Raw genomic sequence first — 24,105 nt, 5'->3', positions numbered from 1 at the left:
ATCGAACCATAGCGAGAAAATCAATGACCGACCGACATGACGGATTACTGGCTATCTGGAGCACCATCGACCCCGAAGTCGAAACCGACTACCTTCACTGGCTCACGCGCGAACACGTGTTCGAACGTGTGGGCGTGCCCGGTTTCCGTTCGGGCAGGGTATTCAGGCGGCGCGAAAGCCGGCCTTCGGAATATCTGATGCTCTACGAACTGGACGACGCGAGCGTCATGTCCAGCGATGGCTATCTTTCGAGACTCAACGATCCCACGCCGTGGACCCAGCGCGTCATGCCCAGGCTGATGCGATTCCGTCGCGGCGGCGGAACGGTGAATATCGAAGGAGGACAGCGCGGCGGCCATGGCAGTCACGTTGCTATCGCGCGATTCGAAGGAGCGCTGCCGGAGCAGTTCGCGGGTTCCGCCGCCCGCGACCGAGTCGATACGCTCGCGTCGCTGGACTGGATCGTCAAGGTCCGGCTCATGAGCGTGCAGACGGACTCCACCGCCATCTCGACGAAGGAAAAATCCATGCGCCGCGGTCAGGAAGGCGCTTTCTCAGGGCTCGTCGTGATCGAAGCGCTCGACTACGCGTCGCTCGACGATGCGATCACCGAAATCAATCACTCGCTCGCCACCGAAGATATCGCTTTCGAGCTTTACGATCAGGTGTTCGCCTGCCACAGCCAGGCGTAGAGCAAGATCAGTCGCAACTTCGACGTACGCGTCGCCTCGACGGCCCGCGTATGTCCCGTCTTTGTTCAGCTCGACGTCGTATAGGAATAAAAACGATCGACATTGAGCACTCTGCATGCGGGCATTTTTCCTGCACGTCGCGTCGCTGCCCGTATATACGGGGAACTGAACACGATCCGCGCAATGAAGACGCATCCTACCCCGATTAGGCCAGCAAATTTTTCTGCCTCTTTTTACAACAGTGGATTTTTCTACTGCGACAATCGTTTACATTCATCTCATAAGACGATAACCTTGCTGCCGTTGATCAAGATTTCGGCAAGGGTTGCCGAAGACGCAGTCGATGCCCGAAAACTCGGAATTATTGACCGCATTCATACCCTTGCAGGGTTCCTTCGACGCCGACCTTCGAACCGGGCTGACTTTTCGGTTCGCAGGTTCATACGGGCGAACGCAATCGTTTGCTCGACTCCGCCATCCAGAGCGCTGTGCCGTTTGCGCGCTGGACCTTCGCTAGCAAATCCGTTTTGCTCTGGTTGCCTCTTCAACGCCTGACTCGGGCGTCATGCAGCCGGGCTTGCCTGAAACATGTCGTTCGGATGACTAATCAGCGTCATTCCGAAGAAAGGCGCGGATAAATGCGATGCCAACCCCATTCGTTGGATAGCGCATCGCGAAGAAGGTCCATAGCGTCATTGACGAGCATTTCGCTCATAGATTAGCCATGCTAATTACAATGACGAATCGCAAACACACCAATCTTCGCCCGTTCAATGTTTTCTCGGTCCGCAAGGCCACCGCACTCGCCACCGCACTGCTCACGAGCGTGCTGCTCGCCGCGTGCGGCGGCGGCGGCGAAAGCGCCCTCGACTCGACCGCCAAGAGCGAACTGCCCGACTCGACCGCGAAGGCCTCGACCAGCACGTCGATCTTCTACGGCGCGAACGGCCGCAACACGAACGGCGGCGCGTACGACGGCACCGCCGTTGCGACGCAACTCGCTCAACTGCAGGACCTGGGCGCCAAGATCTACCGTAACGACGTGTACAACCTGGCGTCGGCGAAAGTCGTCGCGAAGATGGCTCAGACCATGGCCGCCGGCGGCGTGACCGTGTATCCGGTCATCATGCTGGGCACGGGATTCAGCAGCGAGCAGAACGCCTACAACGCGGGCTACACGCTCGGCCAGCAGGTCGCGGGCACCTACAAGTACAAGTACTACGAAGTCGCCAACGAGCTCGAAGCGGGTGCGCTCAACGGCAACGTCGACGGCACGAACTGGAAGCACTACAACAATCAGCCCTTCGTGCTCGCGCGCGGCGTGCTGCGCGGCCTGATCGCCGGCGTCAAGTCGGTGGACGGCTCGGCCAAGATCATCGTGAACGGCACGTGGCTGCACTACTCGTTCTTCCAGATGCTGATGGACGGCTCGCAGCCGGACGGCACGCACGGCCATCCGACCGTCAACTGGGACATCACCGCATGGCACTGGTATTCGAATCAGGGCGACATGACGCACGCATGCGGCGGCACGGGTTGCTACGACATGCTGGCGATTCTTCATTCGTTCGGCAAGCCGGTCTGGATCAACGAATTCGGCGTGCGCCCGAACTACGGCACCGACCAGCAGATCGCGAACTACTTGTCGGGCAACCTGATGATGACGCAGTTTCAGGCCGTCGCGTCGAAGTACAACATCCAGTCGATCCAGGCGTTCGAACTCTATGACGACAGCGAAGGCAACTTCGGCCTGATGAAGTCGGACGGTCAGACGCCCAAGGCCGCCTACTACGCGTACAAGAACTTCGTGGCCGGCCACCCGATGTAAGTCGCAGGTCTGATCCTGCTATAACGAGCATGACTTCGCGAGCGACCCATTGTGGTCGCTCGTGCCGTTTTGGTGATCCGTTCGCGCGGCCTGTATTCTGACGTCAGCTTCGCACGCTATGGCGAGCATCGCGTACCGCACACGGTAGCGCGCCACGGCATGTCGGCCTTCAATGCCCGAGAAACGCGCGTTGCAGCATGCTGCCGCTTCGCACCTCGGACGACGTGCCCTCGCCCGTGATCCGCCCCGTATCGAGCAGATAACAATAGTCCGCGTGCTTGAGCGCTTCGTGCACGAGTTGCTCGACGAGCAGCACCGCAATGCCCGTATCGCACAACTGCCGCGCCACCTGCAGTATCTGATCGACGACGATCGGCGCGAGCCCGCGCGACGGTTCATCGAGAATCAGCAATTGCGGCTCGCCTATCACGCCTTGCGCGACCGCCAGGATCTGCTGCTGCCCGCCCGACAACTTCGACGCCGGCAAATGCCGCTTTTCGCCGAGAATCGGAAACAGATCGTAGATGCGCGCGAGCTTCGCGCGATCGCCGCGCCGGTTCTTCGCGAACGTGCCAAGCAACAGGTTGTCCTCGACCGACAGCGTCGTGAACACCCGATGCCCTTCGAGCACATGGATCATGCCGGCCCGCACGATCTCGGGCGCGTCCTTCGCGCTCACATCGGCGCCGTCGAAGCGCAACTGTCCGCCGCGTCGCGGCAGCAACGCCGAGATCGCCTGCAGGATGGTCGTCTTGCCCGCGCCGTTGCGGCCGAGCAGCACCGCGAATTCGCCGCGCCGCACTTCGAAACCCACTTCGTGCACGACCTGCGCCTTGCCATACGCGACGCTCAATCCCTTCACTTCGAGCAACGGCGCCTGCGAGGTGCGCGCGCTCACAGCTCGGTCGATGACAGCGTTCATTCAGGCTCCCAGATAGACGCGGATCACTTCGGGGTCGTTGCGCACGGCGCCCGGCGCGCCGCTCGCGAGCGTCCTGCCGAGATTCAGCACACTCACGCGATCGCAGACGCGGAACACGAAGTCGGTGTGATGCTCCACCACCAGCACGCCGATGCCGCATTCGCGCACCGCCAGCAGGATGTCGCCGAGCATTTCGATTTCGCGCTCGGTCAGTCCGCCCGCCGGCTCATCGAGCAGGATGAAGCGTGGACGCATGGCCAGCGCGCGGGCAATCTCCAGAAAGCGTTGTTGCGCGTGATCGAGCAGATTCGCGCGCTTGTCTGCGATCGCGCCGAGCCCGACGCCGATGAGCAGTTGCCGCGCGCGCTCGCGCAACACCGCATCGCGCCGCGACTGCGCGGGCCACGCGAGCGCCGTGCCGATGAAGCCGGGCTTCGCGTCGTTCCATGAGCCGAGCGTGGCGTTGTCGAGCACCGAGAGCGTTTCCAGAAGACGCGGCTTCTGGAAGGTGCGCGCGAGGCCGAGCCGCGTGCGCGCCTGCACCGTCGATTGCGTGACGTTCGCGCCGTTGAGCGTGATCTCGCCGCCATCGAGCGGGTAATAGCCCGACAGCAGGTTGAGCATCGTTGTCTTGCCGCTGCCGTTGGGGCCGATCAGACCGTGAATCTCGCCGCTCGTCAGTTCGAGCGTGACGTCATCGACCGCGGCGATGCCACCGAAGCGCTTCACCGCGCCGCGCGCGCGCAACATGTCCACTTGCGACGACGCACGCCCCGCCGCCGCGCCGTCACTGACACGGTCCTGTTGCGGCAACGCGCCCAGTTCGAGTTGCGCCGCGCCGCTGCGCGTCTTCATCATGCAGCCTCCCGGTTGGCCAGAATGGCCGCTTTGAGCACGTCGAGATCGGGCGTAAGGGCCGCGTGCGCGTGCTTTTCCTTGCGCTTCTTCGAGAACACCGCGTGCAGTTGACCGAGCCCTTCGGGCAGCAACAGCACGATCGCGAGCAGCAGCAGGCCGTAGAAAAGCTGTCCGAAGCGCGCGAGCGGCGCGACCAGTTCCGGCAAGGCCGTCAGGACGACCGTGCCGAACAGCGGCCCCGCGATCGAACCGCGTCCGCCGATCACGATGCAGATGAAAAAGAACAGGCCCAGCTCGAACACGAAGGTTTCCGGCGTGATGTAGCTTTGCAGCGTCGCGAAGAGCGCGCCCGCGAGGCCCGCCGTCACGCCGCTGAAGGTGAACACGATCAGGCGCACGCGATACATCGGCACGCCGCACGCGGCCGCCGCCACCTCGCTGTCGCGCAGCGCGATCATGCCGCGGCCCCACATCGTGCGCACCACGTTCCAGGTCACCCACGTGACGACGATCGCCACGCCCGCCGTGAACCAGTAGAAGCCATCGGGCGTATCGAAGGGCGCGCCGAACATCGGCGCCGAGATGCCTGCGCCGCCGCCCGTCAGATCGCCCTGGGCGAGCGAAAATTCGCCGACCATCAGCGAGAACGCGAGCGTCGCCATCGCGAAGTAGAAGCCGGGCAGGCGCAGCGCGGGCAGGCCGAGCAGAAAGCCGCACACGCCGCCGAGCACGCACACCGCGACGAGCGTGAGCATCGGATCGAGTCCGACGGTGCCCGCGAGAATCGCGTAGCCATACGCGCCGATCGCCAGCAACCCGACGTGTCCGACCGAAAGCAGCCCCATGTAGCCGACCACCAGATCGAGCCCGGCGATGAGAATCCAGTACACCGCGATCAGCGTCGCCAGATGCACGAGATACGGATTGGGCGCCCACAGCGGCAGACTGAGCGCGATGAGCGCGGCCGCAAGCGAGGCCCCCATGCCGGCCCTGCGTTTAGGAATGGCGTTCATACCTGACGACTCAGCTTGGCGCCGAAGAGACCCTCCGGCCGGATCAGAAGAAAGGCCATCAGCAAGCCGACCGCGATGGTCTGCTGATACTGGCCGCCGAGGAAATACGTGGTGAACGCGCTCAACAGACCGAGCGCGAGCCCGCCGATCAGCGCGCCCAGATTGCTGCCGAGCCCGCCCACCGCGATCGCGATGAAGCCGTTGAGCGTGAGCGTGAGTCCCGTGGCGAAATACGCGAAGGTCAGCTGCCCCGCCGCGAAACCCGCCACGCCGCCGATCAGCCCCGCCATGCCATACGAGAGCATGCGCACGCGCGACGTGTTGACGGCGCGCGCGGTCGCCGCGAGCGGATCTTCGGCCACGGCGAGAAACACCTTGCCGAACAGCGTGCGCCGATAGAACAGCTCGAGCCCGAGCGCGAGCAGCAGCACCGCGAGAATCGGCAGCCAGAACTTCTGGTCGAGCGCGTTGGCCTGAAAGCTCTGCTCGAACACGCGCGGAAACGGCGTCGGCTCCGTGCCCCACCACAAGCCGACGCCCTGCTGCATGACCGTGCCGAGCGCGAGCGTGCTGAGCAGCCACAGGTGATCGGTGGAGCGCGCGAGCACGCGGCGGATCGCGATGACTTCAGTCAGCATGCCCGCCACGATCGATACCGCGACCGAGCCCACGAAGCCGAGCCACACCGGCAGTCCGAGCTTTCCGACGAAGAACGCGCCGGCGATCGCGGCCAGCATGAAAAGGTGGCCCGTGGTCACGCTCAGCACTTTCGAGGTCGAGAACATCACGTTGTAGGCCAGTGCGGCGGCGCCATACAGCGCGCCCATCGCGAGGCCGGTCATCAGAACGGTTTCCATCTCCTCATCTGTCTCCTGTCCCGGTTCCTGTTCGCTTGAGCGCGCTTCAGTTGGGCGCGCGCTGGAAGCTGCCGTCCTTGAACGTGTCCGCCTTCGTCATCTCGATGCCCGCGTCCGGGAATCCGTTGCGCTGCGCCGGGCCGTAGGTGTAGCTCGCATAGACGCCCGGATAGTTGCTCAGGCCTTCGAGCGCCTTTTGCAGCGCGGCCGGATCCGTGGAACCGGCCTTCTTGATGGCCTGCTCGGCGAGCTTCACGGTGTCGTAGCCCATCGCGACCCACCAGAACGTGAAGTCGATCTTGCCGCCCAGACGCGGCGTGATCTCCTGCATCAGCTTCGTGGTGGCGGGCGGAAGCTTGCCGCCCGTGTCATAGGTCGTCGACGCATAGCCGACCGAATAGGTGTTGGTCCAGTATTCGGGTTTGTTGAGCAGCGCGCGGATGGGCGTGCCCATGATCGCCGGATGGCCCACCACCGGCACGTTCCAGCCGAGATCGCCGCGCGCGTTGAGAATGCGCGCGAGCAGCCCGGTCGCCGCCGACCACGGCATGACCACATCGGCCCCCGCCGCGCGCGCCTTGCTCATCTCGTCATTCAGGCTCGTCTGGTTCGGATCGACCAGCACGCTGTACACCGGCGTGATGCCGCGCGCCGCGAGCAGTTGCGTCGCGCGCTTGGCCGTGCTGGTGCCATAGCCGCTGGTGTCGCCGATGATCGCGACTTTCTTCTTCTTGAGCGTGTTGAGCGCGTAGTCGTTCGCGGCGTTGAGCCACTGTTCGTTGGTATTGATGACGCGGAACGCGCGCGGGTACTTCTTCGGATCGGTCAGCTCATCGACCGTGCTGATGACGAGATTAGGCGTGCCCGAGCGCGCCACCACCGGCACTGTCGCGAGCGATTCGCCCGAGTTCACCGGCCCGATCACGAACGCCACTTTCTCGCTGAAGATCAACTGGTTCGCATAGTTCACGGCCTTGGTCGGATCGCCCGCCGTGTCGCGCGTAATCAGCTCGATCTTGCGCCCGTTGATGCCGCCCGCCGCGTTGATCTGCTCGACGGCGAACTGCACGCCCTGATTCTCCGCGCTCGCCGCCGAAGAAAGCGGCCCCGTGAGCGACGAGAGCCAGCCGATCTTGATCGGGCCCGAATCCGCCGCGAAGGCGCTCATGCTCAACGCGCCGCATCCCAGCACGGCGCCCACCAACGCGCGCCGCACTCCTGCCTGCCACTGATCCCGTCCGGACATGCTGTCTCCTTGATGTCTTTACTGCCGATGTCGGTGACTCCGCTTTTGTCTTTTGCAACTTTTCTTGCACTGAACGATATGTATGCAGTTGCCTAATGTCAATCACTGAGCGAATCCGTGAAATCCCTGAAAGGCGGGTTCGCTCCATATAGCGTGTTTATCGCGACGGGAAAATACTTACTTTCGACCAATGAAATTTTTATTGCTATCGCCGAATTTGAAGTCGATACTGAATGCAACCACTCAGGAGGAAGCCGCTGTGCCGAACCCCGCCATGCGCATTACCGACATCGACCTGGCTGTCGTCAAGCTGCCCCTCGAGCGCCCGCAGGCCACGGCCATTCATCGTTTCGATCACGTCGCGGCGTTGCTGGTCACGGTGCATACGGATGCGGGCGTGAGCGGCGAAGGCTATGCGTTCTGCTTCGACATCGAGCGCATGCAGTCCATCGCCGCGCTCGCGCGCTCGCTCAAGTCGCATTACGTGGGACGCGACCCGCACGATGTCGAAGCGCTGTGGGCCGAGGCGTTCCGCTCGCTCAACTTCTACGGGCAGGCCGGCATCGCGGTGATCTCGCTGACGCCGTTCGATGTCGCCTGCTGGGACGTGATCGGCAAGGCCGCGAACCGGCCGCTCTATCAACTGTTCGGCGCGTGCCGCTCGAGCGTGCCGATCTACGCGAGCGGCGGCCTGTGGCTGTCGCACACGCAGGCCGAACTGGAAGCCGAGGCGCGCGCGTTCCTCGAACAAGGCTTCAAGGCGATGAAACTGCGCCTGGGTTCGGCGCGCTGGCAGGACGACGTGAAGCGCGTCGAATGCGTGCGCGCGGCGATCGGCGACGACATCGCGCTGATGGTCGATGCGAATCAGGGACTCACGCCGGACAAGGCGATTCGCCTCGGGCGCGAGCTGGAACGCTTCAACCTGGTGTGGTTCGAGGAGCCGCTGCCCACCTGGGACGACGCGGGCAACGCGGCGCTCGCGGCCGCGCTCGATACAGCCATCGCGAGCGGCGAGACCGAATACACGCGCTATGGCGTGCGCCGCATGGTGGAGGCGCGCGCCGCCGACATCATGATGCCGGACCTGCAGCGCATGGGCGGCTATACGGAAATGCGCAAGGCCACCGACTATCTCGCCGCGCGTGACGTCCCGGTGTCGCCGCACATCTTCACCGAGCACAGCATGCATATCGTCGCTTCGTCGCGTCACGGCATGTATTGCGAGTCGTTCCCGTGGTTCGAGCCGCTGTTCCGTCAGAAGGTGACGCTCGACGAAAAGGGCCACGCCCCCATGCCCACGGGCCCGGGCGTCGGCTTCGAATTCGACTGGGACAGGCTCGAGTCGATGCGCGTCGGCTCGCCCGTGCTCGACGAACGCAACTGAGCCTTCCTGCGCCGAGCCCTTCGTGAACCGAACGGTCCAGACCCTTCCCGCCCGCACTCGCGCGAGCGCCGACCCGAGTCCGGTCGAGCCGCCCCGCGATGCGCTCGTCGGCACCCTCGCGCGCGGCTTCGCCGTGCTCGACACGATGCTCGCCGCGCGCGTGCCGCTCACGCTCGCGGAGATCGCGGGCCTTTCTCATCTCGACCAGAGCACCACGCTCAGGCTGCTGCGCGCGCTGGAGGAAGGCGGCTTCATCGTGCGCCACGCGCTCGCCAGGCGCTACTCGCCCTCGCCCAAGGCGATTCATCCGCTCGCGCTGCTGCATCCGGTCGAGCAGTTGCGGCGCGAAACTTCGCCGGTGCTGCGCGAACTGGCCAATGAGTTGCAACAGACCGTGGTGTTCATTCTGTTCATCGGCGCGGAGCGGATGGTGGTCGAGATCGCGCAGACGCCGGGCTCGCTCAGCCCGTTCTACGGCACCTGGCTGCGCGGACCGCTCCACGGCAGCGGCGCGGGCAAGTCCCTGCTGCTCGGTCTCACCGACGACGAACGGCGCGCGCTGCTCGGCCCCGAACCGTATGCCGCATGGACGCCGCACACGCTGAGCGCATGGAGCGACTTGCGCGCGGACCTCGAACGCTCGGCCGAACGCGGCTATGTGGTCGGGCGCGACGAACAGCGCGTGGGCATCACGGCGATCGGCGCGCCGGTCGGGACCTGGACCGGCACGCACGCGGGCTGTCTCGTGATGACCGGCCTCACGCGCGATTTCGACGAAGCGCGCACGAGCGAATGCGGCGAGAAAGTCCGCGACGCCGCGAACCTGCTTCTGTATCAGGCGCCCTCACTCGGCGCGGCCGCGCAGTTCTGCGGCCATTGACTCATCTCTTTGCCATTCTTCGAGGACTCAGACCATGCCCATCGTCCAGATCACGATGATCGAAGGCCGCAGCGACGAACAGAAAGAAGCGATGTTCCATGAGGTAACCGAAGCGATTCATCGCACCACGTCGACGCCGCGCGAAAGCGTGCGCATCATGATCTACGAAGTGCCGCCGCGTCACTTCGCGGCCGCGGGCAAGGTCAAGAGCGGGCCGTCGAGCGCGGCCCCTTCCACGGACGAAAAGCGATAGGCGCGCCATGCAGGATATTCAGATCAAGCGCCGCACCGGCGGGCAGATTCTCGTCGATCAACTCGCGCTGCACGGCGTGAAGCATGTGTTCTGCGTGCCGGGCGAGAGCTTTCTCGCCGCGCTCGACGCGCTCCACGACGCGCCCATCGAAGTGACGGTGTGCCGTCAGGAAGGCGGCGCCGCGATGATGGCCGAAGCGCACGGCAAGCTCACCGGACGGCCGGGCGTGTGCTTCGTCACGCGCGGGCCGGGCGCGACCAACGCGTCGCATGGCGTGCACATCGCGCAGCAGGATTCGACGCCGATGATCCTGTTCGTCGGCCAGATAGAGCGCAGCGCGCGGGGTCGCGACGCGTTTCAGGAACTCGACTATCGCGCGGTGTTCGGCACCATGGCGAAGTGGGCCACCGAAATCGACGACGCACAACGCATTCCGGAAATCGTGCAGCGCGCGTTCCATGTGGCGACCTCCGGACGTCCCGGGCCTGTCGTGATCGCGCTGCCGGAAGACATGCTGGTCGAACTCGCCGACGCGCACGACGCGCGCCCCTTCGAGCCGCTCGTCACGCATCCCGGCGCGCACGACATGGCCGCGCTCCGAAGCATGCTGGCCAGCGCGACGCGGCCCGTCGCGCTGCTGGGCGGAAGCGGCTGGGACGCGCAGGCGGTGAGCGATTTTGTACGGTTCGCCGAGCGCTTCGACTTGCCGGTCGCGGTGTCATTCAGACGGCAGATGCTGTTTCCCGCCGATCATCCGAACTTCATCGGCGATCTCGGGCTCGGGCCGAATCCGAAGCTGCTGCAACGCTTCACCGACGCCGATCTGATCCTGCTCGTCGGCGCGCGTCTTTCCGAAGTCGCGAGCCAGGGCTACACGCTGCTGCGCATGCCCGATCCGGTGCAGAAGCTCGTGCACGTTCACGCCGATGCGGGCGAACTCGGCCGCGTGTATCAGCCCGATCTCGCGATCCACGCATCGGTCACGCGCTTCGCCGAGGCGGCCGCGCGGCTCGAACCATCGGCGCCAGCAGCGTGGACGGATATCACGCGCGAAGCCCGCGCCGCCTACGAAAAATGGAGCGATCCGCAAGCGATCGAATCGCCCGGCGCGTTGCAGATGGCGCACGTCGTCGCGTGGCTCCAGGCGCAGCTTCCCGCCGACGCGATTCTCTGCAACGGCGCGGGCAATTACGCGACGTGGCTGCATCGCTTCTTCCGTTTCCGCCAGTTCGGCACGCAACTCGCGCCGACCTCCGGCTCGATGGGCTACGGCACGCCCGCCGCGGTGGCCGCGAAACGGCTCTATCCGCAACGCACGGTCGTCGCGTTCGCCGGCGACGGCTGCTTCCTGATGAACGGCCAGGAATTCGCCACCGCCGTGCAATACGATCTGCCGATCATCGTCGTGGTGGTCGATAACGGCATGTACGGCACCATCCGCATGCATCAGGAGAAGACCTATCCGGGGCGCGTCGCCGCGACCATGCTGCGCAATCCGGACTTCGCCGCCTATGCCACCGCGTTCGGCGGATACGGCGAACGCGTCGAGAGCACCGCGCAGTTCGCGCCCGCGTTCGAGCGCGCGCTGGCGTCGGGACGGCCCGCGATCCTGCATTGCCTGATCGACCCCGAAGCCATCACGCCGAATGCATCGCTCGCCACGCTCCGCGCGACCGCGCTGGCGGCGGCGGATGCCGCGAAAGCGGAGCCAAGCCGATGAAAACGCGCTTCGGACACTGGATCGGCGGCGAGGAAGTCACGACTCGATCGTGGCTCGACAACATCAATCCTTCGGACACGCGCGAGCGTATCGGCGAATACGCGTTCGGCGATGCAACGGATGTGAACGACGCCGTCGCCGCCGCGCGCGCCGCGTTCCCCGCGTGGTCGAAGAGCGCGCCGCAACTGCGTCACGACATCCTGCGGCGCGCGAGCGATGAAGTATTCGCGCGCAAGACCGAACTCGGCCATCTGCTTGCGAGCGAGGAAGGCAAGACCTTGCCGGAAGCCATCGGCGAAGTCGGACGCGCGGCGCAGGTGCTCGCGTTCACGGCGGCCGAAGCGCTGCGTCTCGATGGCCGGAAGTTCGCGGGACTCGCCGGCGACAGCGAGATCGACGTGACGCGCGAGCCGCTCGGCGTCGTGGGCATCGTCACGCCGTGGAATTTCCCGATCGCCATTCCCGCGTGGAAGATCGCGCCAGCGCTCGCGGCGGGCAATACGGTGGTGTTCAAGCCATCGGAGCTCGTGCCCGGCTCGGCGTGGATGCTCGTCGATATCCTGCAGCGCGCGGGTTTGCCGAAGGGCGTGCTCAATCTCGTGATCGGCGCCGGCGCGGCGGGCGGCGCGCTCGCCGGCCATGCGGATGTCGCGGCGCTGTCGTTCACCGGGTCGCTGGATACGGGCCGCAAGGTGGGCATGGCGGGCATCGCCTCGACGCCGATGAAAAAGCTGCAACTCGAACTCGGCGGCAAGAACCCGCTCGTCGTGCTCGATGACGCCGACCTCGAACTCGCCGTCGAATGCGCGCTCAACGGCGCGTTCTATTCGACGGGTCAGCGTTGCACGGCTTCGTCGCGACTGATCGTCACCGATGGCATTCGCGAGCGTTTCGTCGCGCGTCTGATCGAGCGGTTAGAACGTCTGAAGATCGGTCATGCGCTCGCCGATGGCACGGACATCGGTCCGGTGGTGAGCGCCGCGCAATGGCAGAAGGATCTCGATTACATCGATATCGGAAAGCGCGAAGGCGCGCGTCTTCGCTTCGGCGGCGCGGCGCTCGAACGCGCGACGCCCGGCCATTATCTGCAGCCCGCGCTGTTCACGGACGTGACGCCCGGCATGCGCATTGCGCGCGAGGAAATCTTCGGGCCGGTGGCGGTCGTGCAGGCCGCGCGCGATTACGACGAAGCGCTCGCGCTCTCGAACGACACCGAGTTCGGCCTGACCGCCGGCATCTGCACGAACAACCTGAAGCATGCGAATCACTTCCGGCGCAACGCACACGCGGGCGTCGTCAAGGTCAACCTGGGCACGAGCGGGCTCGACTATCACGTGCCGTTCGGGGGCTTAAGCAATTCATCGTATGGCCCGCGCGAACAGGGACACGACGCGCTCGACTTCTACACCACGACAAAAACCGCCTATACCCGCTGCGAGCTTTGAGCGCGGGAAGCATGCAACACGGAGACGCCTGAACATGGCTGGATCGTTATCGCAACTTCGCGTGCTGGATTTGTCGCGCGTGCTCGCCGGGCCCTGGGCCTCGCAGATTCTGGGCGACCTCGGCGCGGACGTCATCAAGGTCGAGCGTCCCGGCGCGGGCGACGACACGCGCACCTGGGCGCCGCCCTACGTGAAAAACGCGCAGGGCGACGCGACGCGCGAATCCGCGTACTTCATGTGCACGAACCGCAACAAGAAATCGGTGACGATCGATTTCACGCAGCCCGAAGGCCAGGCGCTCGTGCGCGAACTCGCGCGCAATTCCGACGTGCTCATCGAAAACTTCAAGGTCGATGGCCTGAAGCAATACGGCCTCGATTACGCGACGCTGCGCGAGGTGAATCCGCGTCTCGTGTATTGCTCGATCACCGGCTTCGGGCAGACCGGTCCGTATGCGCAACGCGCGGGCTACGACTTCCTGATTCAGGGACTCGGCGGCCTGATGAGCGTGACGGGCCGGCGCGACGGCGAAGACGGCGAGGGACCGCTCAAGGTCGGCGTCGCGCTCACCGATGTGATGACGGGCCTCTACGCGGCCATCGCGATTCTGGCGGCGATCTCGCATCGGGGCGAGCACGGCGAAGGCCAGCATATCGACATGAGCCTGCTCGACGTGGGCGTCGCGTGTCTCGCCAATCAGGCGATGAACTATCTGCACACAGGCGTCGCGCCGAAGCGCATGGGCAACGCGCATCCGAACGTCGTGCCGTATCAGGATTTCCCGACCGCCGATGGCGACATGATCATCGCCGTCGGCAACGATGGCCAGTTCGCGCGCCTGTGCGCAGCGCTCGGCCGGCCCGAACTCGGCACGGACCCGCGCTACGCGAGCAACGAAGCACGCGTGCACAACCGCGACTCGCTGATCCAGACCCTGCGCGGCCTGACCACACAACGCACCACCGACGACTGGGTCGCGCGGCTGGAGGCCGCGAGCGTGCCGTGCGGGCCGATCAACGATCTGGAACGCGTGTTCCGCGACCCTCAGGTGATCGCGCGCAACGTGCGCATCGCGATGGAGCATCCGGTGGCGGGCAGCGTGCCGCTCGTTGCGAGCCCCATGCGGCTTTCCGGGACGCCGGTGGAATATCGCTATCCGCCGCCGGTGCTGGGCGAGCACACGCGCGCGGTGCTGCAAGACCTTTTGCGTCTCGACGACGCCGCGATCGAACGCCTCGCCGCCGAACGCGTCATCTGAACCACAAGCGCATAGCCAACTTTCGATGATCGACTCTCTCGACTACGTGAGCATTCCCCCCACGGCGGAAGCGCTGCGCCAGGACGTGCGCGCCTTTCTCGCCGAACGTCTCCCCGACCTGCCGGCGAGCGAACGCGCGCGCTCGTGGATCGGCTTCGATGCCGAATTCAGCCGCGCGCTCGGCCAACGCGGCTGGCTCGGCCTTACGCTGCCGCGCGACTACGGCGGCGCGGCGCTCGGGCCGTTCGCGCGCTTCGTCATCATCGAGGAGCTGCTGAACGCGGGTGCGCCGGTGGGCGCGCACTGGATCGCGGACCGGCAAAGCGGCCCGCTCATTCTCGGCTATGGCAGCGACGCGCAACGGCAGTTCTATCTGCCGCGCATCTGCCGGGGCGAGGCGTTTTTCTGCATCGGCATGAGCGAGCCGAATTCCGGCTCCGATCTCGCGAGCGTGCGCACGCAGGCGCGCCGCAACGCGAACGGCTGGAGCCTCACCGGACAGAAAATCTGGACCACGCAGGCGTATCGCTCGCATTACATGATCGCGCTGGTGCGCACGTCGGGCACGGCGGAGGATCGTCACAAGGGCTTGTCGCAAGTGATCGTCGACCTGTCGCTGCCGGGCGTGACGATCCGGCCGATCGAGGATCTCACCGGCGACCACCACTTCTGCGAAGTCTTCTTCGACGACGTGCAACTGCCCGAGGACGCGATCATCGGCCAGGAAGGCGATGGATGGAAGCAGGTCACGGCCGAACTCGCCTTCGAGCGCAGCGGGCCGGAACGCATCTATTCGAGCGTGGTGCTGCTCAACGAATGGGCGCGGCATCTGCGCGCGCGCGGCGCGTTCACGCAGGCCGAACGCATCGCGGCGGGACGCCTGATCGCGACGCTCGCGACACTGCGGGCCATGTCGCTCGCGATTGTCGCGAAGCTCGAAGCGGGCGAGAGTCCCGCGACCGTCGCCGCGCTCACCAAGGATCTCGGCACGACCTTCGAGCAGACGCTGCCGGACGTGCTCGCCGACCTGCTCGCCAGCGAGGCAGGTGACCACGCGCCGCCCGCCGAACTGCTGCGCACGCTCGCCTACATCACGCATATCGCGCCGTCGTTCTCGTTGCGCGGCGGCACGCGCGAGATTCTGCGCGGCATGATCGCGCGCGGGCTCGGCCTGCGCTGACACGATCGGGGACACTTCATGGACGATATTTTCATCGATGCCTTCGAGCGCCTGCTCGCAGGCGTTTGCGACGCCGCGACGGTACGGCGCATCGAAGCCGGGGAACAGGCGGGCGCGCTGTGGGACGCCATCGCGAGCGCGGGTTTCGCGGATGTTCTCGTGCCCGAAAGCGAGGACGGCGCAGGCCTTTCGCTGCTCGGCGCCGCGCCTCTCATCGCCGCCTGCGGGCGCCATGCGCTGCCGCTGCCGCTCGCCTACACGATGCTCGTGCGCGCCGTGCTTCCCGCGAGTGCCCGCGCGGACGTGCAAGGCCCGGTCACGATCGCGCCGCAATGCTCCGCGACAGCCCTTCGCTGCGACAACGTGCCCTTCGGCGCGGTGAGCGACTGGGTGCTGGTGCAACGCGACGCGCATTGCGAACTCTGGTCTGCCGATTCGGCCACGCGCGCGCCGGACGGCATCCATGCGAGTCTCGACGCCACGCTGATCTGGCATGAAGCGCCGCGTTCCCTGCGGCTGGACCTGACGCCGGAATCGGCGCGCGTGGCGGGCGCGGCGATCACCGCGCTGCTGATGACCGGCGCGCTCGAAAAGATTCTCGACATGACCATCGCGTGGGCCAACGAACGCACGCAGTTCGGGCGTCCCATCGGCAAATTCCAGGCGATTCAGCAGCAGATCAGCGTGCTGGCCGAACTCGTGTTCTCCGCCCGCATGGCGGCGAATCTCGCGTGCCCGGCTTCGGGTTTCGCGCCGCCCTTGCAAGGCGCGGCGGCGGCGAAAGGCTACGTGAGTCAGGTCGCATCGCAGGCGGCGGGGATCGCGCATGCGGTGCACGGCGCGATCGGCATCACGACCGAGCACGACCTGAACCTGTACACGCGCAGGCTGCACGCGTGGCGGCGCGCATTCGGCGCGGAGTCGCAATGGCACGAACAGATCGGCGCGGCATGGCTCGCGGGCGATGCATCCGCGCTCGACTTCATGCGCGGCGCACTGTATCCCGCATCCGCATGAGCGCTCACGAGGAACGACATATGGCTCAATTTCTGCAAGTCTCGCGCGAAGGCGCAATCGTCACGTTCGCGATGAACGCGCCCGAAGTGCGCAACGCGCTCACGGGCAACACGGCGATCGCCGAATTCATCGACGCATGCGATCAGGTGAACGCCGACCTCTCGGTGAAGGCGGTGATCATCACGGGCTATGACGGCATGTTCTGCTCGGGAGGCAATCTGAAGGACATGCGCCGCTATTTCGACGACGCGCTCACGCAGGCGCAGATCGCGAGCGAGTATCGCGGCGGCATTCAGAAACTCACACGCGCGATCTACGGCCTCGACGTGCCGGCAATCGCGGCGGTCGGCGGTCCCGCGATCGGCGCGGGCTGCGACCTGGCTTGCATGTGCGACATGCGCATCGCGTCGGACAAGGCGGCGTTCGCGGAGAGCTTCATCAAGGTGGGCATCGTTCCCGGCGATGGCGGCGCGTGGCTGCTCACGCGCACCATCGGACGCGCGCGCGCCGCGGAGATGGCCTTCACCGGCGAGATGATCGGCGCGCAGGAAGCGCTGGCGCTCGGTCTCGTGTCGCGCGTCGTGCCGGCCGAACGGCTGATCGATGAAGCGCGCGAACTGGCATCGAAAATCGCGCGTCAGCCGGGACCGACGCTACGCATGACCAAGCGCCTGTTGCGCGAAAGTCAGGACAGCCGGCTCGACACCGTGCTGGAAATGTCCGCCGTGATGCAGGCGCTCGCGCACAAGTCGCCGGAGCATCGCGAGGCGGTGACGGCGTTCATCGAAAAACGAACGCCCGACTTCGAGAATCCCGCACGCTGAGGCTCAGCTTCCGCAATACTGCGCCGCCGCCACCAGCGACGGCGCCTGCATGCGCAGCAGATCGGCCGCGTGCTTCACTTCCTCGCCGATGCGCTCGGCATTCGACTCGCCGAAGTCGCGCGCATGACCGGTCGCGACGACGCAGCCGACCGCATCGCCCTTCCACGATTTGACGTTGGCAGCGAGCGCGCCAATGCCAATGCGGCTTTCCTCGCGCGCCACCGCATAGCCGCGCGCCTGCGAAAGCGCCATGTCGGCTTCGAGCGACGCGTAGTCGGTAAGCGTCGAAGGCGTGAAACGCGCGAGCGGTTCGTCGCCGAGCAGCGCACGGCGATGCTGCGCGTCGAGCGCCATGAGATAGGCCTTGCCCGCCGCCGTGCCGTGCACCGGGCCGGTGAGCCATGTGTCGTAGTACGCGTGAATCGTGTTCGCGCCCTGCGCGATATCGATCACCATGCGTTCGCCCGCCACATAGAGCGCGAGCAGCACGGTCTTGTCGATGCGCCACGCGAGCTCGCGCAGGGGCGTGGCGATCTCGCGCCTCAACTGTTCGAGCGGATGCAAGAGCGGCAGCGGCCGCAACGCCTTCGGCGACAGCGAGTATTTCTTCGATTCCGCGCTGCGCACGATATAGCGGCTGTCCTCCAGCGCGCGCAACAGGCGCAGCGTCGTGCTCTGCTCCAGTCCCACCGCGTTCGCCACTTCCGCGAGACCGAGCGGATGCGGCGCGCCGACCAGCACATCGAGAATGCTCAGGCCGCGCGCCAGCGTGCCGACCGGACCTTCGCGCTGCGCGTCGTCCTGCGGCGAGAACTCGGCCGTATCCATGGCGGGGGCGCTTTCGACTTTGTCCTTGGCTTTTTTCATGACATCCCTGATGCAGACCGGGCCGGAATCGGCGGCCCAGTATTTTAAGGCAAATGCCTTCGATGCCAGCCGCTCGCGCCGCCCGCTTCAGAACGTGCCCGGATACGTCCCGCCATCGAGCAGGATGTTCTGCGCGTTCAGATAGCCCGCATGCACGCTGCACATGAACGCGCACATTGCGCCGAACTCCTCGGGCGTGCCGAAGCGGCGCGTCGCGCTGGCTTCGCGGCGCTTGTCCCGGATGCTTTCGACGGGCACGCCATCGCGGTCCGCGACCGCCTGGAAGTTGGCGGCGAGACGCGCCGTGTCGAAGGTGCCGGGCAGCAGATTGTTGATCGTCACGCCATGTGGCGCGACCTCCCGCGCCACGCCCGCGACGAAGCCCGTCAGACCGCAGCGCGCGCCGTTCGACAGACCCAGATAACTGCTCGGCGCCTTGACCGCCGTGCTCGTGATATTGACGATGCGCCCGAAGCCTCGCGCGATCATGCCGTCGATGGTCGCGCGCATCAGCTCGATCGCGCTCAGCATGTTGACGTTCAGCGCGCGCATCCAGTCTTCTGTGCTCCAGTCGCGGAAGTTGCCCGCGGGCGGACCGCCGGCGTTGGTGACGACGATGTCGAAGCCGGCATCGGCGGCGGCATCGCGCAATTCTCGCGCGGCGGCCAGCGCGCGCACGCGTCCTTCCTCGGCGGCGATGTCCGCCGCGACTGCGATCACGCGTCCCGCGCCTTGCTCGTTCAGCGTGTGCGCAGCCTGGTCTAGCGCGCGCGGCTCGCGTGCGACGATCACCGCGTCCACGCCTTCGGCCACGAGCGCCGACGCGCAGGCGTAGCCCAAACCACGGCTCGCGCCGCAGACGAGCGCGGTCTTGCCCTGCAGTCCGAGATCCATGACGGCGCACCCTTCAGGCGATCCGGCACGCTTCGATGACTTCCGGATCGGGGTCCGCACCGAGACCCGGACCGTCCGGCAGATGGATCACGCCTCTGGCGTCCGGCAAGCCGACCGGCCCGAACAGCGGCGTCTCCAGCCGCACGCCGAAGCTTTCGATCTGGCCGATGAGCGGCGAATGCGCGGCGAGCTGCAGCGTGGCGAGCAGCCCCGGCCCGAAGTACGGCGAATGCGGCGCGACCGCGCAGCCGTGCATCTCCGCCATCGTCAGGATGGTGCGCAACTCGCTGATGCCGCCCGTTTTCGTGACGCTCGGCTGCAGGAAGTCGAGCGCGCCGGACGCGATCGCCGCCTTGAACGACCACGCGTTGGCCAGATTCTCGCCGGCCGCGAGGGGCACCGGCACGCGCTGGCGCAAGCGCGCGAGCGCTTCGAAATCCTCGGGCGGATAAATCGGCTCCTCGACCCATTTCAGCCGATACGGCACAAGCTGCTCGACGATGCGTTCCGCCTCGCCCGGCGTCCACGCGCAGTTCACGTCGAGCATCAGTTCGGCATCCTCGCCGATCGCGCCGCGCGCCGCGGCCACCGCTTCGACCGTGTGCTCATGCAGCTTCACCTGCGTGAAGCCGCGCGCGAGCACTTTCTCGCAGGCACGCGCCACGCCCGCCGGGTCGGGCATGCGCATCAGGCTCGAATAGGCGGGAATCTCGCGCCTTCGCATGCCGCCGAGCAGCGCCGCGACGCTCGTGCCGGCGCGCTTGCCGGCCAGATCCCACAGCGCGATGTCGAGACCGCCGAGCGCGTATTGCGTCGGCCCGCCACGTCCGAACAGATGCAAGGTGTGCTTGAGCGATCCCATCAGGCCGGCGATATCGGCGGCGTCGCGGCCCACGGCGAGCGGCGCGAGCGTATCGCGGATCACTTGCACCGTCGCGGACAGCACGTTATAGCCGAACGCCTCGCCCCAGCCCACGAGGCCGTCGTCCGTGCATACCTTGACGAGCGCGTAGCGCAGCGTGGTCCATTGCGCGCCGCCGAATCCGGTCGGCGGTCCGTCGTGCGTGTAGCGCAAACCAACCGGAATGACCTCGACGCTCCTGATGCGGCTGCCGCTCTCGCTCATCTGCTTCTCCAGGGATACCTTTGTGACGAATGAAATCGCAACTACGCTTTCTACATGCGCAAGTTTTCTGCCGATTTACGATATCTTCGATACCGTTTTTCGTCAACGCTTATGGAATTAAGTGGAATCCCTGAGCTGCGCGCGCCTGAGGCGAGCGCGTGTCGAATCACGCCGTGAGCGTGTTGCGTCCCGCCAGCTTCGCGCGATAGAGCGCGACATCGGCTCGTTGCAGCGCGTCCTGGAAGCCCGGTTCGTTGGCGCCGATCTGCGACACGCCGATGCTCGTCGTCCATTCCGGCATGCCTTTGGCGTACTTGCGGCACGCCGCATGGATCTGGTTCGCGCACGCCTGCGCATTGGCCGCTCGGGAGGCCGGCAGGATCGCGACGAACTCGTCGCCGCCGAGCCGCCCGAATTCACCGCCGAGCAAGGCCACTTCGGCGCCCGCGCGCCGCGCGAGCTCCGTCAGCACGTTGTCGCCCGCGAGGTGGCCGTGCAGGTCGTTGATCTGCTTGAAGTGATCGATGTCGATGGCGAGCAGGACCGCGCCCGGCTCGATCAGCCGCCGCGCGTGCCGCTCGAAACCGGCGCGGTTCCAGACGCCGGTCAACGGGTCGCGGCGGGCGGCGTCGCGCAGGCGCTGCTGCGCGCGTTCGGCCGGAATCGCCAGCAGGCCGAGATTGAGCACGCCGAGGAGCAGTTGATCCGAGAGCGTCGGAATCAGCGCGAGGTAGTTGATGCCCGGCGCGCTCCATGCGTAGGCCGCGAGCGTGATCGCATAGCCCGGCAGATAGCCGAGCATCGCGAAGCCCGCGATGGCGCGCGCGCGGCTCTTCTCGCGCCTGCCGCTGGCCCAGAGCACCCCGCCCGTGATGCCGGCCGAAATTGCGACGCCGATCGTATCGGCCGCGTGCGTCCATGCCGAGGTCATCGGACCGGGACCGCCGATCAGCGTCGGCAAGACGTGCGCGGCGACGCAGCCCGCGACGGGCGCGAGCATCCACGCGCGAAACGGCCGCTTGCCGTCGAACGCGCGCAGACCCGAAACGATCAGCATGTTGGTTGCGGCGAGTGCGCCGAGCATCAGGCCGATCAGAAGCAGATTGCCGCGCACGGCTTCGAAACCGATCAGCACGGCCGCGTAAAGAAACGCGCTCGCCGACCAGTGAATGAACTGCCGCTCGATGGGCCGGCCGAAGCGGACCAGCGCGAAGACGAGCCCGAACGCCGTGCTCGCCAGCACGCTGCAAAGGCGTAGGGTTGCTGTGTCAGGTGTGTGGAACATGGAAAAGCCCGCCACGCGCGCGTGCATTCGCGGCAAACCGCCGTATCTTACAGGCGCGCTACTTTCGCCGCGAAACCGGCACGAAGCGGCACATTGGGGAAATCGGCACGCACGCGGATGATTCGCGGCATAGGCCTTGCTCGCCCGCAGTGCATCCCCGCAGCACACCCGTAGCACATCCCGCACCCGTGACCCACGAAAAGGAGCCGCGCATCATGAAACTTTATTTCGCGCCCGGCGCATGCAGTCTCGCCGATCACATCGCAATGCACGAAGCAGGCATTAAGTTCGATCGCGTGAAGGTCGATTTGAAGACCAAGCAGACCGAGGACGGCAAGCCGTTCAACGAGATCAACCCGAAGGGCTACGTGCCGGTCGTCGAATTCGACGATGGCAGACGCTTGACAGAGAACATCGCGATTCTCTCGTGGGTCGCGCAAAAGACGCCCGCGCTCGCGCCCTCGGGCGACGAAGGCAGCCTGCGCCTGCTCGAAATGCTCGCGTTCATCTCGACCGAGATTCACAAGCAGTTCGGCCGCGTATTCCGGCCGACATCGGATGCGGAATCGGCCGCCGCGCGCGAGAAGATCGGCCAGCGCTTCGCGCTCGTCGCGAAGATGATGAAGGGCGACTATCTGTTCGGCAACCAGGTGAGCGTGGCCGATGCGTACCTTTTCACGATGCTGACATGGGCGCGCAAGATGAACGTCGAGATGCCGGCTGAACTCCAGGCCTACTACGATCGCATGCGCGAGCGGCCCGCCGTGAAGCTGGCGTTCGAGCACGAAGGGCTCGAATGAGCGCCGGCCCTTGAAGGAAAATGGCCCTTCGGGTGCAGCCATGCAGCATGCCAAACCAGGCGGCCGCGCGTCGCTGTTCGCGGCAGCTCTCGTGCTCGGCGCGATCTACGCGGGCAGTACGCTCGTCACGCCGCTCTATCCGCTGTATCAGCGCGCATTCGGCCTCTCCGATCTCACGATCACGCTGGTCTACGCCACCTATGTCGTCGGCAACGTCGCCGCGCTGCTCGCATTCGGCCGCATCTCCGATCAGGCGGGGCGCCGCTTCGTCAGCCTGATCGTGCTCGCGCTCGCCATGGTGAGCACCCTGCTGTTCCTGTTCGCCGTGCATCCGGCGCTGCTGTTCGTCGCGCGCGGCACGAGCGGGCTTGCGATCGGCGTCGGCGCCGCGACGGCCACGGCGTGGATCGCCGAATTGCATCCCGCCGCCGACAAGGCGCCAGCGAGCCGTCTGGCCGCCGCCGTCAATCTCGCCGGCCTCGCCCTGGGCGTGCTGGCCGCGGGACTGCTCGCGCAGTTCGCGGCGGGGCCGCTGCATACGGTGTTCGTTGTTTATTTCGTGGTGCTCGCCGTCACGGCGGCGCTCGCGGCGCGGACCCGCGAAACCGTCGATGCGCCCGAACGCTCGCTCGCGGCGCTGTCGTTCGCGCCGCGCATCGGGATTCCGTCGGAATTGCGCATGGCGTTCATCGCGCCCGCCGTCACCGCCTTCGCCACCTTCGCGCTGCTCGGCTTCTATGCGGCCTTGCTGCCCAATCTGCTCGCGAACAGCATGAACCTGCACAGTCCGGCGTTGAGCGGCGCGATCGTCGCGGAACTGTTCATCGCGAGCACGATCACCGTCATCGCCACGCCGATGCTCTCCGCGCGCACCGCCATGTTCGCCGGGCTCTGGCTGCTGCCGCCCAGCCTCGCGTTGCTGCTGTGGGCGCAGATGGACGGCTCGATCGTCTGGCTGTTATGCGCGACGGCGCTATGCGGCCTGGCGACCGCCCTCGGCTTTCGCGGCAGCCTGCAGGAAGTGAATCGCATCGCGCCCGAAGATCAGCGCGCCGAAGTGTTGTCGGCGTATCTGCTGTGCTGTTACACGGGCAATTCGCTGCCCGCCGTCGGCATCGCGCTGCTGTCGAGGCGCGTCGGGCATCTCTGGGCCGATGCTGCTTTCGCGGCGGTTTCCGTCGTGCTCGCGCTAGTCGCGCTGGCGGTCGGCTGGCACATAGGGGGCGACCACGACAGCGCTCAGCGCTCCTGAAGCCTCACAGCGTATCGGGCACGTCGAGCCAGCTCGAATCGGCGCGGATTGCGAGCGAGCATTCGTCGGCGTTCGGCTGGCCCGCGCGCGACTGGTCGAACGCATCTTTCAAGTGCGCGATCATGCGATCCTGAACCGTTCTGCGTTGAACCGTATCCAGGGCCGCGTATCGGTCGACGTCGCGCCCGGCGAAGCGCACGGATGCGCTGCAGCGCGCATCGAGCGTCGTATCGCGCCCGGTCTCGACGACCCACGATACGGTCAGCACCACGTCGTCGCCGTCGTCGAGCATGCCGACGGCCGGCGTCTTGGTCGAACCGAAGGTGCGCGATAGCGCCAGTTGCAATTCCTCCACGCGCTGGGCGTGATCCATCGCTTTCATGAACCTCTCCTTTTGCAACGCCAAAAGCCATGCGATGACTGGCAGCAAGCGGCGAACCCGCCGACGCCGACGTTCGCACGGGTCCGCCGATTGCTTCGCCGAGGTCGGGATGATCGAAC

General features: G+C 66.0%; 23 protein-coding genes. 13 read left to right on the top strand and 10 right to left on the bottom strand.

Features of this window, described 5'->3' with window-relative positions:
• The first annotated feature begins 23 nt into the window (after window positions 1-23).
• Both AWB79_RS11265 and AWB79_RS11260 read left to right on the top strand, forming a co-directional pair.
• Window positions 24-692 carry a DUF4286 family protein gene (locus AWB79_RS11265; RefSeq protein ID WP_061167495.1) on the top strand — a complete coding sequence of 223 codons (669 nt, stop codon included), beginning with the start codon at window positions 24-26 and terminating at the stop codon, window positions 690-692.
• A 736-nt stretch (window positions 693-1,428) separates the two neighbouring features.
• Window positions 1,429-2,520, top strand: coding sequence for a glycoside hydrolase family protein (locus tag AWB79_RS11260; protein WP_061167494.1), 1,092 nt, complete (start codon window positions 1,429-1,431; stop codon window positions 2,518-2,520).
• A gap of 169 nt (window positions 2,521-2,689) precedes the next feature.
• Here the strand turns inward: AWB79_RS11260 and AWB79_RS11255 are convergent, their stop codons facing one another.
• The 5 genes from AWB79_RS11255 to AWB79_RS11235 are packed head-to-tail and all read right to left on the bottom strand — an operon-like array spanning window position 2,690 to window position 7,416.
• Window positions 2,690-3,442: an ABC transporter ATP-binding protein gene (locus AWB79_RS11255; RefSeq protein ID WP_061167493.1), complete on the bottom strand. Its 753-nt coding sequence runs from the start codon at window positions 3,440-3,442 to the stop codon at window positions 2,690-2,692.
• A complete protein-coding gene (locus tag AWB79_RS11250) occupies window positions 3,443-4,300 on the bottom strand; it encodes an ABC transporter ATP-binding protein (RefSeq protein WP_232470876.1) in 858 nt (285 codons plus the stop codon).
• Complete coding sequence (locus AWB79_RS11245) at window positions 4,297-5,313, bottom strand: branched-chain amino acid ABC transporter permease (RefSeq protein WP_061167492.1); 1,017 nt, start codon at window positions 5,311-5,313, stop codon at window positions 4,297-4,299. Before AWB79_RS11245 ends, AWB79_RS11250 begins: the two co-directional genes overlap by 4 nt.
• The gene (locus AWB79_RS11240; protein WP_061167491.1) at window positions 5,310-6,170 is read right to left on the bottom strand and encodes a branched-chain amino acid ABC transporter permease; all 861 of its coding nucleotides are present in this window, start codon (window positions 6,168-6,170) and stop codon (window positions 5,310-5,312) included. Before AWB79_RS11240 ends, AWB79_RS11245 begins: the two co-directional genes overlap by 4 nt.
• A 46-nt stretch (window positions 6,171-6,216) precedes the next feature.
• A complete protein-coding gene (locus AWB79_RS11235; protein WP_232470875.1) occupies window positions 6,217-7,416 on the bottom strand; it encodes an ABC transporter substrate-binding protein in 1,200 nt (399 codons plus the stop codon).
• Between the two features lie 274 nt (window positions 7,417-7,690).
• Here AWB79_RS11235 and AWB79_RS11230 point away from each other — a divergent pair, with 274 nt between their 5' ends.
• The 9 genes from AWB79_RS11230 to AWB79_RS11190 are packed head-to-tail and all read left to right on the top strand — an operon-like array spanning window position 7,691 to window position 17,380.
• Entirely contained in the window at window positions 7,691-8,803 is a 1,113-nt protein-coding gene (locus AWB79_RS11230) for a mandelate racemase/muconate lactonizing enzyme family protein (protein WP_063963483.1), read from the top strand.
• Window positions 8,804-8,825: 22 nt separating this feature from the next.
• Complete coding sequence (locus AWB79_RS11225) at window positions 8,826-9,683, top strand: IclR family transcriptional regulator (protein ID WP_061167490.1); 858 nt, start codon at window positions 8,826-8,828, stop codon at window positions 9,681-9,683.
• Between the two features lie 34 nt (window positions 9,684-9,717).
• Window positions 9,718-9,936 carry a 2-hydroxymuconate tautomerase gene (gene thmT, locus AWB79_RS11220; RefSeq protein WP_061167489.1) on the top strand — a complete coding sequence of 73 codons (219 nt, stop codon included), beginning with the start codon at window positions 9,718-9,720 and terminating at the stop codon, window positions 9,934-9,936.
• A gap of 7 nt (window positions 9,937-9,943) precedes the next feature.
• Window positions 9,944-11,656 carry a thiamine pyrophosphate-binding protein gene (locus AWB79_RS11215; protein ID WP_061167488.1) on the top strand — a complete coding sequence of 571 codons (1,713 nt, stop codon included), beginning with the start codon at window positions 9,944-9,946 and terminating at the stop codon, window positions 11,654-11,656.
• Window positions 11,653-13,101, top strand: coding sequence for an aldehyde dehydrogenase family protein (locus AWB79_RS11210; protein WP_061167487.1), 1,449 nt, complete (start codon window positions 11,653-11,655; stop codon window positions 13,099-13,101). Before AWB79_RS11215 ends, AWB79_RS11210 begins: the two co-directional genes overlap by 4 nt.
• A gap of 34 nt (window positions 13,102-13,135) precedes the next feature.
• Window positions 13,136-14,359 carry a CaiB/BaiF CoA transferase family protein gene (locus AWB79_RS11205; RefSeq protein WP_061167486.1) on the top strand — a complete coding sequence of 408 codons (1,224 nt, stop codon included), beginning with the start codon at window positions 13,136-13,138 and terminating at the stop codon, window positions 14,357-14,359.
• A gap of 25 nt (window positions 14,360-14,384) precedes the next feature.
• Complete coding sequence (locus AWB79_RS11200; protein ID WP_061167485.1) at window positions 14,385-15,539, top strand: acyl-CoA dehydrogenase family protein; 1,155 nt, start codon at window positions 14,385-14,387, stop codon at window positions 15,537-15,539.
• Window positions 15,540-15,557: 18 nt separating this feature from the next.
• Entirely contained in the window at window positions 15,558-16,556 is a 999-nt protein-coding gene (locus tag AWB79_RS11195) for an acyl-CoA dehydrogenase family protein (RefSeq protein ID WP_061167484.1), read from the top strand.
• Window positions 16,557-16,576: 20 nt separating this feature from the next.
• A complete protein-coding gene (locus AWB79_RS11190; protein WP_061167483.1) occupies window positions 16,577-17,380 on the top strand; it encodes a crotonase/enoyl-CoA hydratase family protein in 804 nt (267 codons plus the stop codon).
• 3 nt (window positions 17,381-17,383) lie between these two features.
• On the opposite strand, the gene AWB79_RS11185 is transcribed toward AWB79_RS11190, so the two are convergent.
• The 4 genes from AWB79_RS11185 to AWB79_RS11170 form a co-directional block, all read right to left on the bottom strand.
• The gene (locus AWB79_RS11185; RefSeq protein ID WP_061167482.1) at window positions 17,384-18,247 is read right to left on the bottom strand and encodes an IclR family transcriptional regulator; all 864 of its coding nucleotides are present in this window, start codon (window positions 18,245-18,247) and stop codon (window positions 17,384-17,386) included.
• 87 nt (window positions 18,248-18,334) lie between these two features.
• Window positions 18,335-19,141: an SDR family NAD(P)-dependent oxidoreductase gene (locus AWB79_RS11180; protein WP_061167481.1), complete on the bottom strand. Its 807-nt coding sequence runs from the start codon at window positions 19,139-19,141 to the stop codon at window positions 18,335-18,337.
• 13 nt (window positions 19,142-19,154) lie between these two features.
• Entirely contained in the window at window positions 19,155-20,267 is a 1,113-nt protein-coding gene (locus tag AWB79_RS11175; protein WP_061167480.1) for a mandelate racemase/muconate lactonizing enzyme family protein, read from the bottom strand.
• A 166-nt stretch (window positions 20,268-20,433) separates the two neighbouring features.
• Window positions 20,434-21,552 carry a GGDEF domain-containing protein gene (locus AWB79_RS11170; RefSeq protein WP_063963481.1) on the bottom strand — a complete coding sequence of 373 codons (1,119 nt, stop codon included), beginning with the start codon at window positions 21,550-21,552 and terminating at the stop codon, window positions 20,434-20,436.
• Window positions 21,553-21,767: 215 nt separating this feature from the next.
• Here AWB79_RS11170 and AWB79_RS11165 point away from each other — a divergent pair, with 215 nt between their 5' ends.
• Both AWB79_RS11165 and AWB79_RS11160 read left to right on the top strand, forming a co-directional pair.
• A complete protein-coding gene (locus AWB79_RS11165; protein WP_061167590.1) occupies window positions 21,768-22,352 on the top strand; it encodes a glutathione binding-like protein in 585 nt (194 codons plus the stop codon).
• Between the two features lie 40 nt (window positions 22,353-22,392).
• Window positions 22,393-23,604, top strand: coding sequence for an MFS transporter (locus AWB79_RS11160; protein ID WP_061167478.1), 1,212 nt, complete (start codon window positions 22,393-22,395; stop codon window positions 23,602-23,604).
• A gap of 4 nt (window positions 23,605-23,608) precedes the next feature.
• Here the strand turns inward: AWB79_RS11160 and AWB79_RS11155 are convergent, their stop codons facing one another.
• A complete protein-coding gene (locus AWB79_RS11155) occupies window positions 23,609-23,986 on the bottom strand; it encodes a DUF3022 domain-containing protein (protein WP_061167477.1) in 378 nt (125 codons plus the stop codon).
• Window positions 23,987-24,105 lie beyond the last annotated feature (119 nt).

The organism is Caballeronia hypogeia (assembly GCF_001544875.2).
Taxonomy (GTDB): domain Bacteria; phylum Pseudomonadota; class Gammaproteobacteria; order Burkholderiales; family Burkholderiaceae; genus Caballeronia; species Caballeronia hypogeia.
The sequence above is the reverse complement of the archived record's forward strand: the minus strand, read 5'-3'. Positions and strand labels throughout refer to the sequence as shown.

What these genes read in the sequence shown, in the direction of transcription:
- AWB79_RS11265 (WP_061167495.1), top strand. Translation starts at nt 24, where the DNA reads ATGACCGACCGACATGACGGATTACTGGCTATCTGGAGCACCATCGAC.
- AWB79_RS11260 (WP_061167494.1), top strand. Translation starts at nt 1,429, where the DNA reads ATGACGAATCGCAAACACACCAATCTTCGCCCGTTCAATGTTTTCTCG.
- AWB79_RS11255 (WP_061167493.1), bottom strand. Translation starts at nt 3,442, where the DNA reads ATGAACGCTGTCATCGACCGAGCTGTGAGCGCGCGCACCTCGCAGGCG.
- AWB79_RS11250 (WP_232470876.1), bottom strand. Translation starts at nt 4,300, where the DNA reads ATGATGAAGACGCGCAGCGGCGCGGCGCAACTCGAACTGGGCGCGTTG.
- AWB79_RS11245 (WP_061167492.1), bottom strand. Translation starts at nt 5,313, where the DNA reads ATGAACGCCATTCCTAAACGCAGGGCCGGCATGGGGGCCTCGCTTGCG.
- AWB79_RS11240 (WP_061167491.1), bottom strand. Translation starts at nt 6,170, where the DNA reads ATGGAAACCGTTCTGATGACCGGCCTCGCGATGGGCGCGCTGTATGGC.
- AWB79_RS11235 (WP_232470875.1), bottom strand. Translation starts at nt 7,416, where the DNA reads ATGTCCGGACGGGATCAGTGGCAGGCAGGAGTGCGGCGCGCGTTGGTG.
- AWB79_RS11230 (WP_063963483.1), top strand. Translation starts at nt 7,691, where the DNA reads ATGCGCATTACCGACATCGACCTGGCTGTCGTCAAGCTGCCCCTCGAG.
- thmT (WP_061167489.1), top strand. Translation starts at nt 9,718, where the DNA reads ATGCCCATCGTCCAGATCACGATGATCGAAGGCCGCAGCGACGAACAG.
- AWB79_RS11215 (WP_061167488.1), top strand. Translation starts at nt 9,944, where the DNA reads ATGCAGGATATTCAGATCAAGCGCCGCACCGGCGGGCAGATTCTCGTC.
- AWB79_RS11210 (WP_061167487.1), top strand. Translation starts at nt 11,653, where the DNA reads ATGAAAACGCGCTTCGGACACTGGATCGGCGGCGAGGAAGTCACGACT.
- AWB79_RS11205 (WP_061167486.1), top strand. Translation starts at nt 13,136, where the DNA reads ATGGCTGGATCGTTATCGCAACTTCGCGTGCTGGATTTGTCGCGCGTG.
- AWB79_RS11200 (WP_061167485.1), top strand. Translation starts at nt 14,385, where the DNA reads ATGATCGACTCTCTCGACTACGTGAGCATTCCCCCCACGGCGGAAGCG.
- AWB79_RS11195 (WP_061167484.1), top strand. Translation starts at nt 15,558, where the DNA reads ATGGACGATATTTTCATCGATGCCTTCGAGCGCCTGCTCGCAGGCGTT.
- AWB79_RS11190 (WP_061167483.1), top strand. Translation starts at nt 16,577, where the DNA reads ATGGCTCAATTTCTGCAAGTCTCGCGCGAAGGCGCAATCGTCACGTTC.
- AWB79_RS11185 (WP_061167482.1), bottom strand. Translation starts at nt 18,247, where the DNA reads ATGAAAAAAGCCAAGGACAAAGTCGAAAGCGCCCCCGCCATGGATACG.
- AWB79_RS11180 (WP_061167481.1), bottom strand. Translation starts at nt 19,141, where the DNA reads ATGGATCTCGGACTGCAGGGCAAGACCGCGCTCGTCTGCGGCGCGAGC.
- AWB79_RS11175 (WP_061167480.1), bottom strand. Translation starts at nt 20,267, where the DNA reads ATGAGCGAGAGCGGCAGCCGCATCAGGAGCGTCGAGGTCATTCCGGTT.
- AWB79_RS11170 (WP_063963481.1), bottom strand. Translation starts at nt 21,552, where the DNA reads ATGTTCCACACACCTGACACAGCAACCCTACGCCTTTGCAGCGTGCTG.
- AWB79_RS11165 (WP_061167590.1), top strand. Translation starts at nt 21,768, where the DNA reads ATGAAACTTTATTTCGCGCCCGGCGCATGCAGTCTCGCCGATCACATC.
- AWB79_RS11160 (WP_061167478.1), top strand. Translation starts at nt 22,393, where the DNA reads ATGCAGCATGCCAAACCAGGCGGCCGCGCGTCGCTGTTCGCGGCAGCT.
- AWB79_RS11155 (WP_061167477.1), bottom strand. Translation starts at nt 23,986, where the DNA reads ATGAAAGCGATGGATCACGCCCAGCGCGTGGAGGAATTGCAACTGGCG.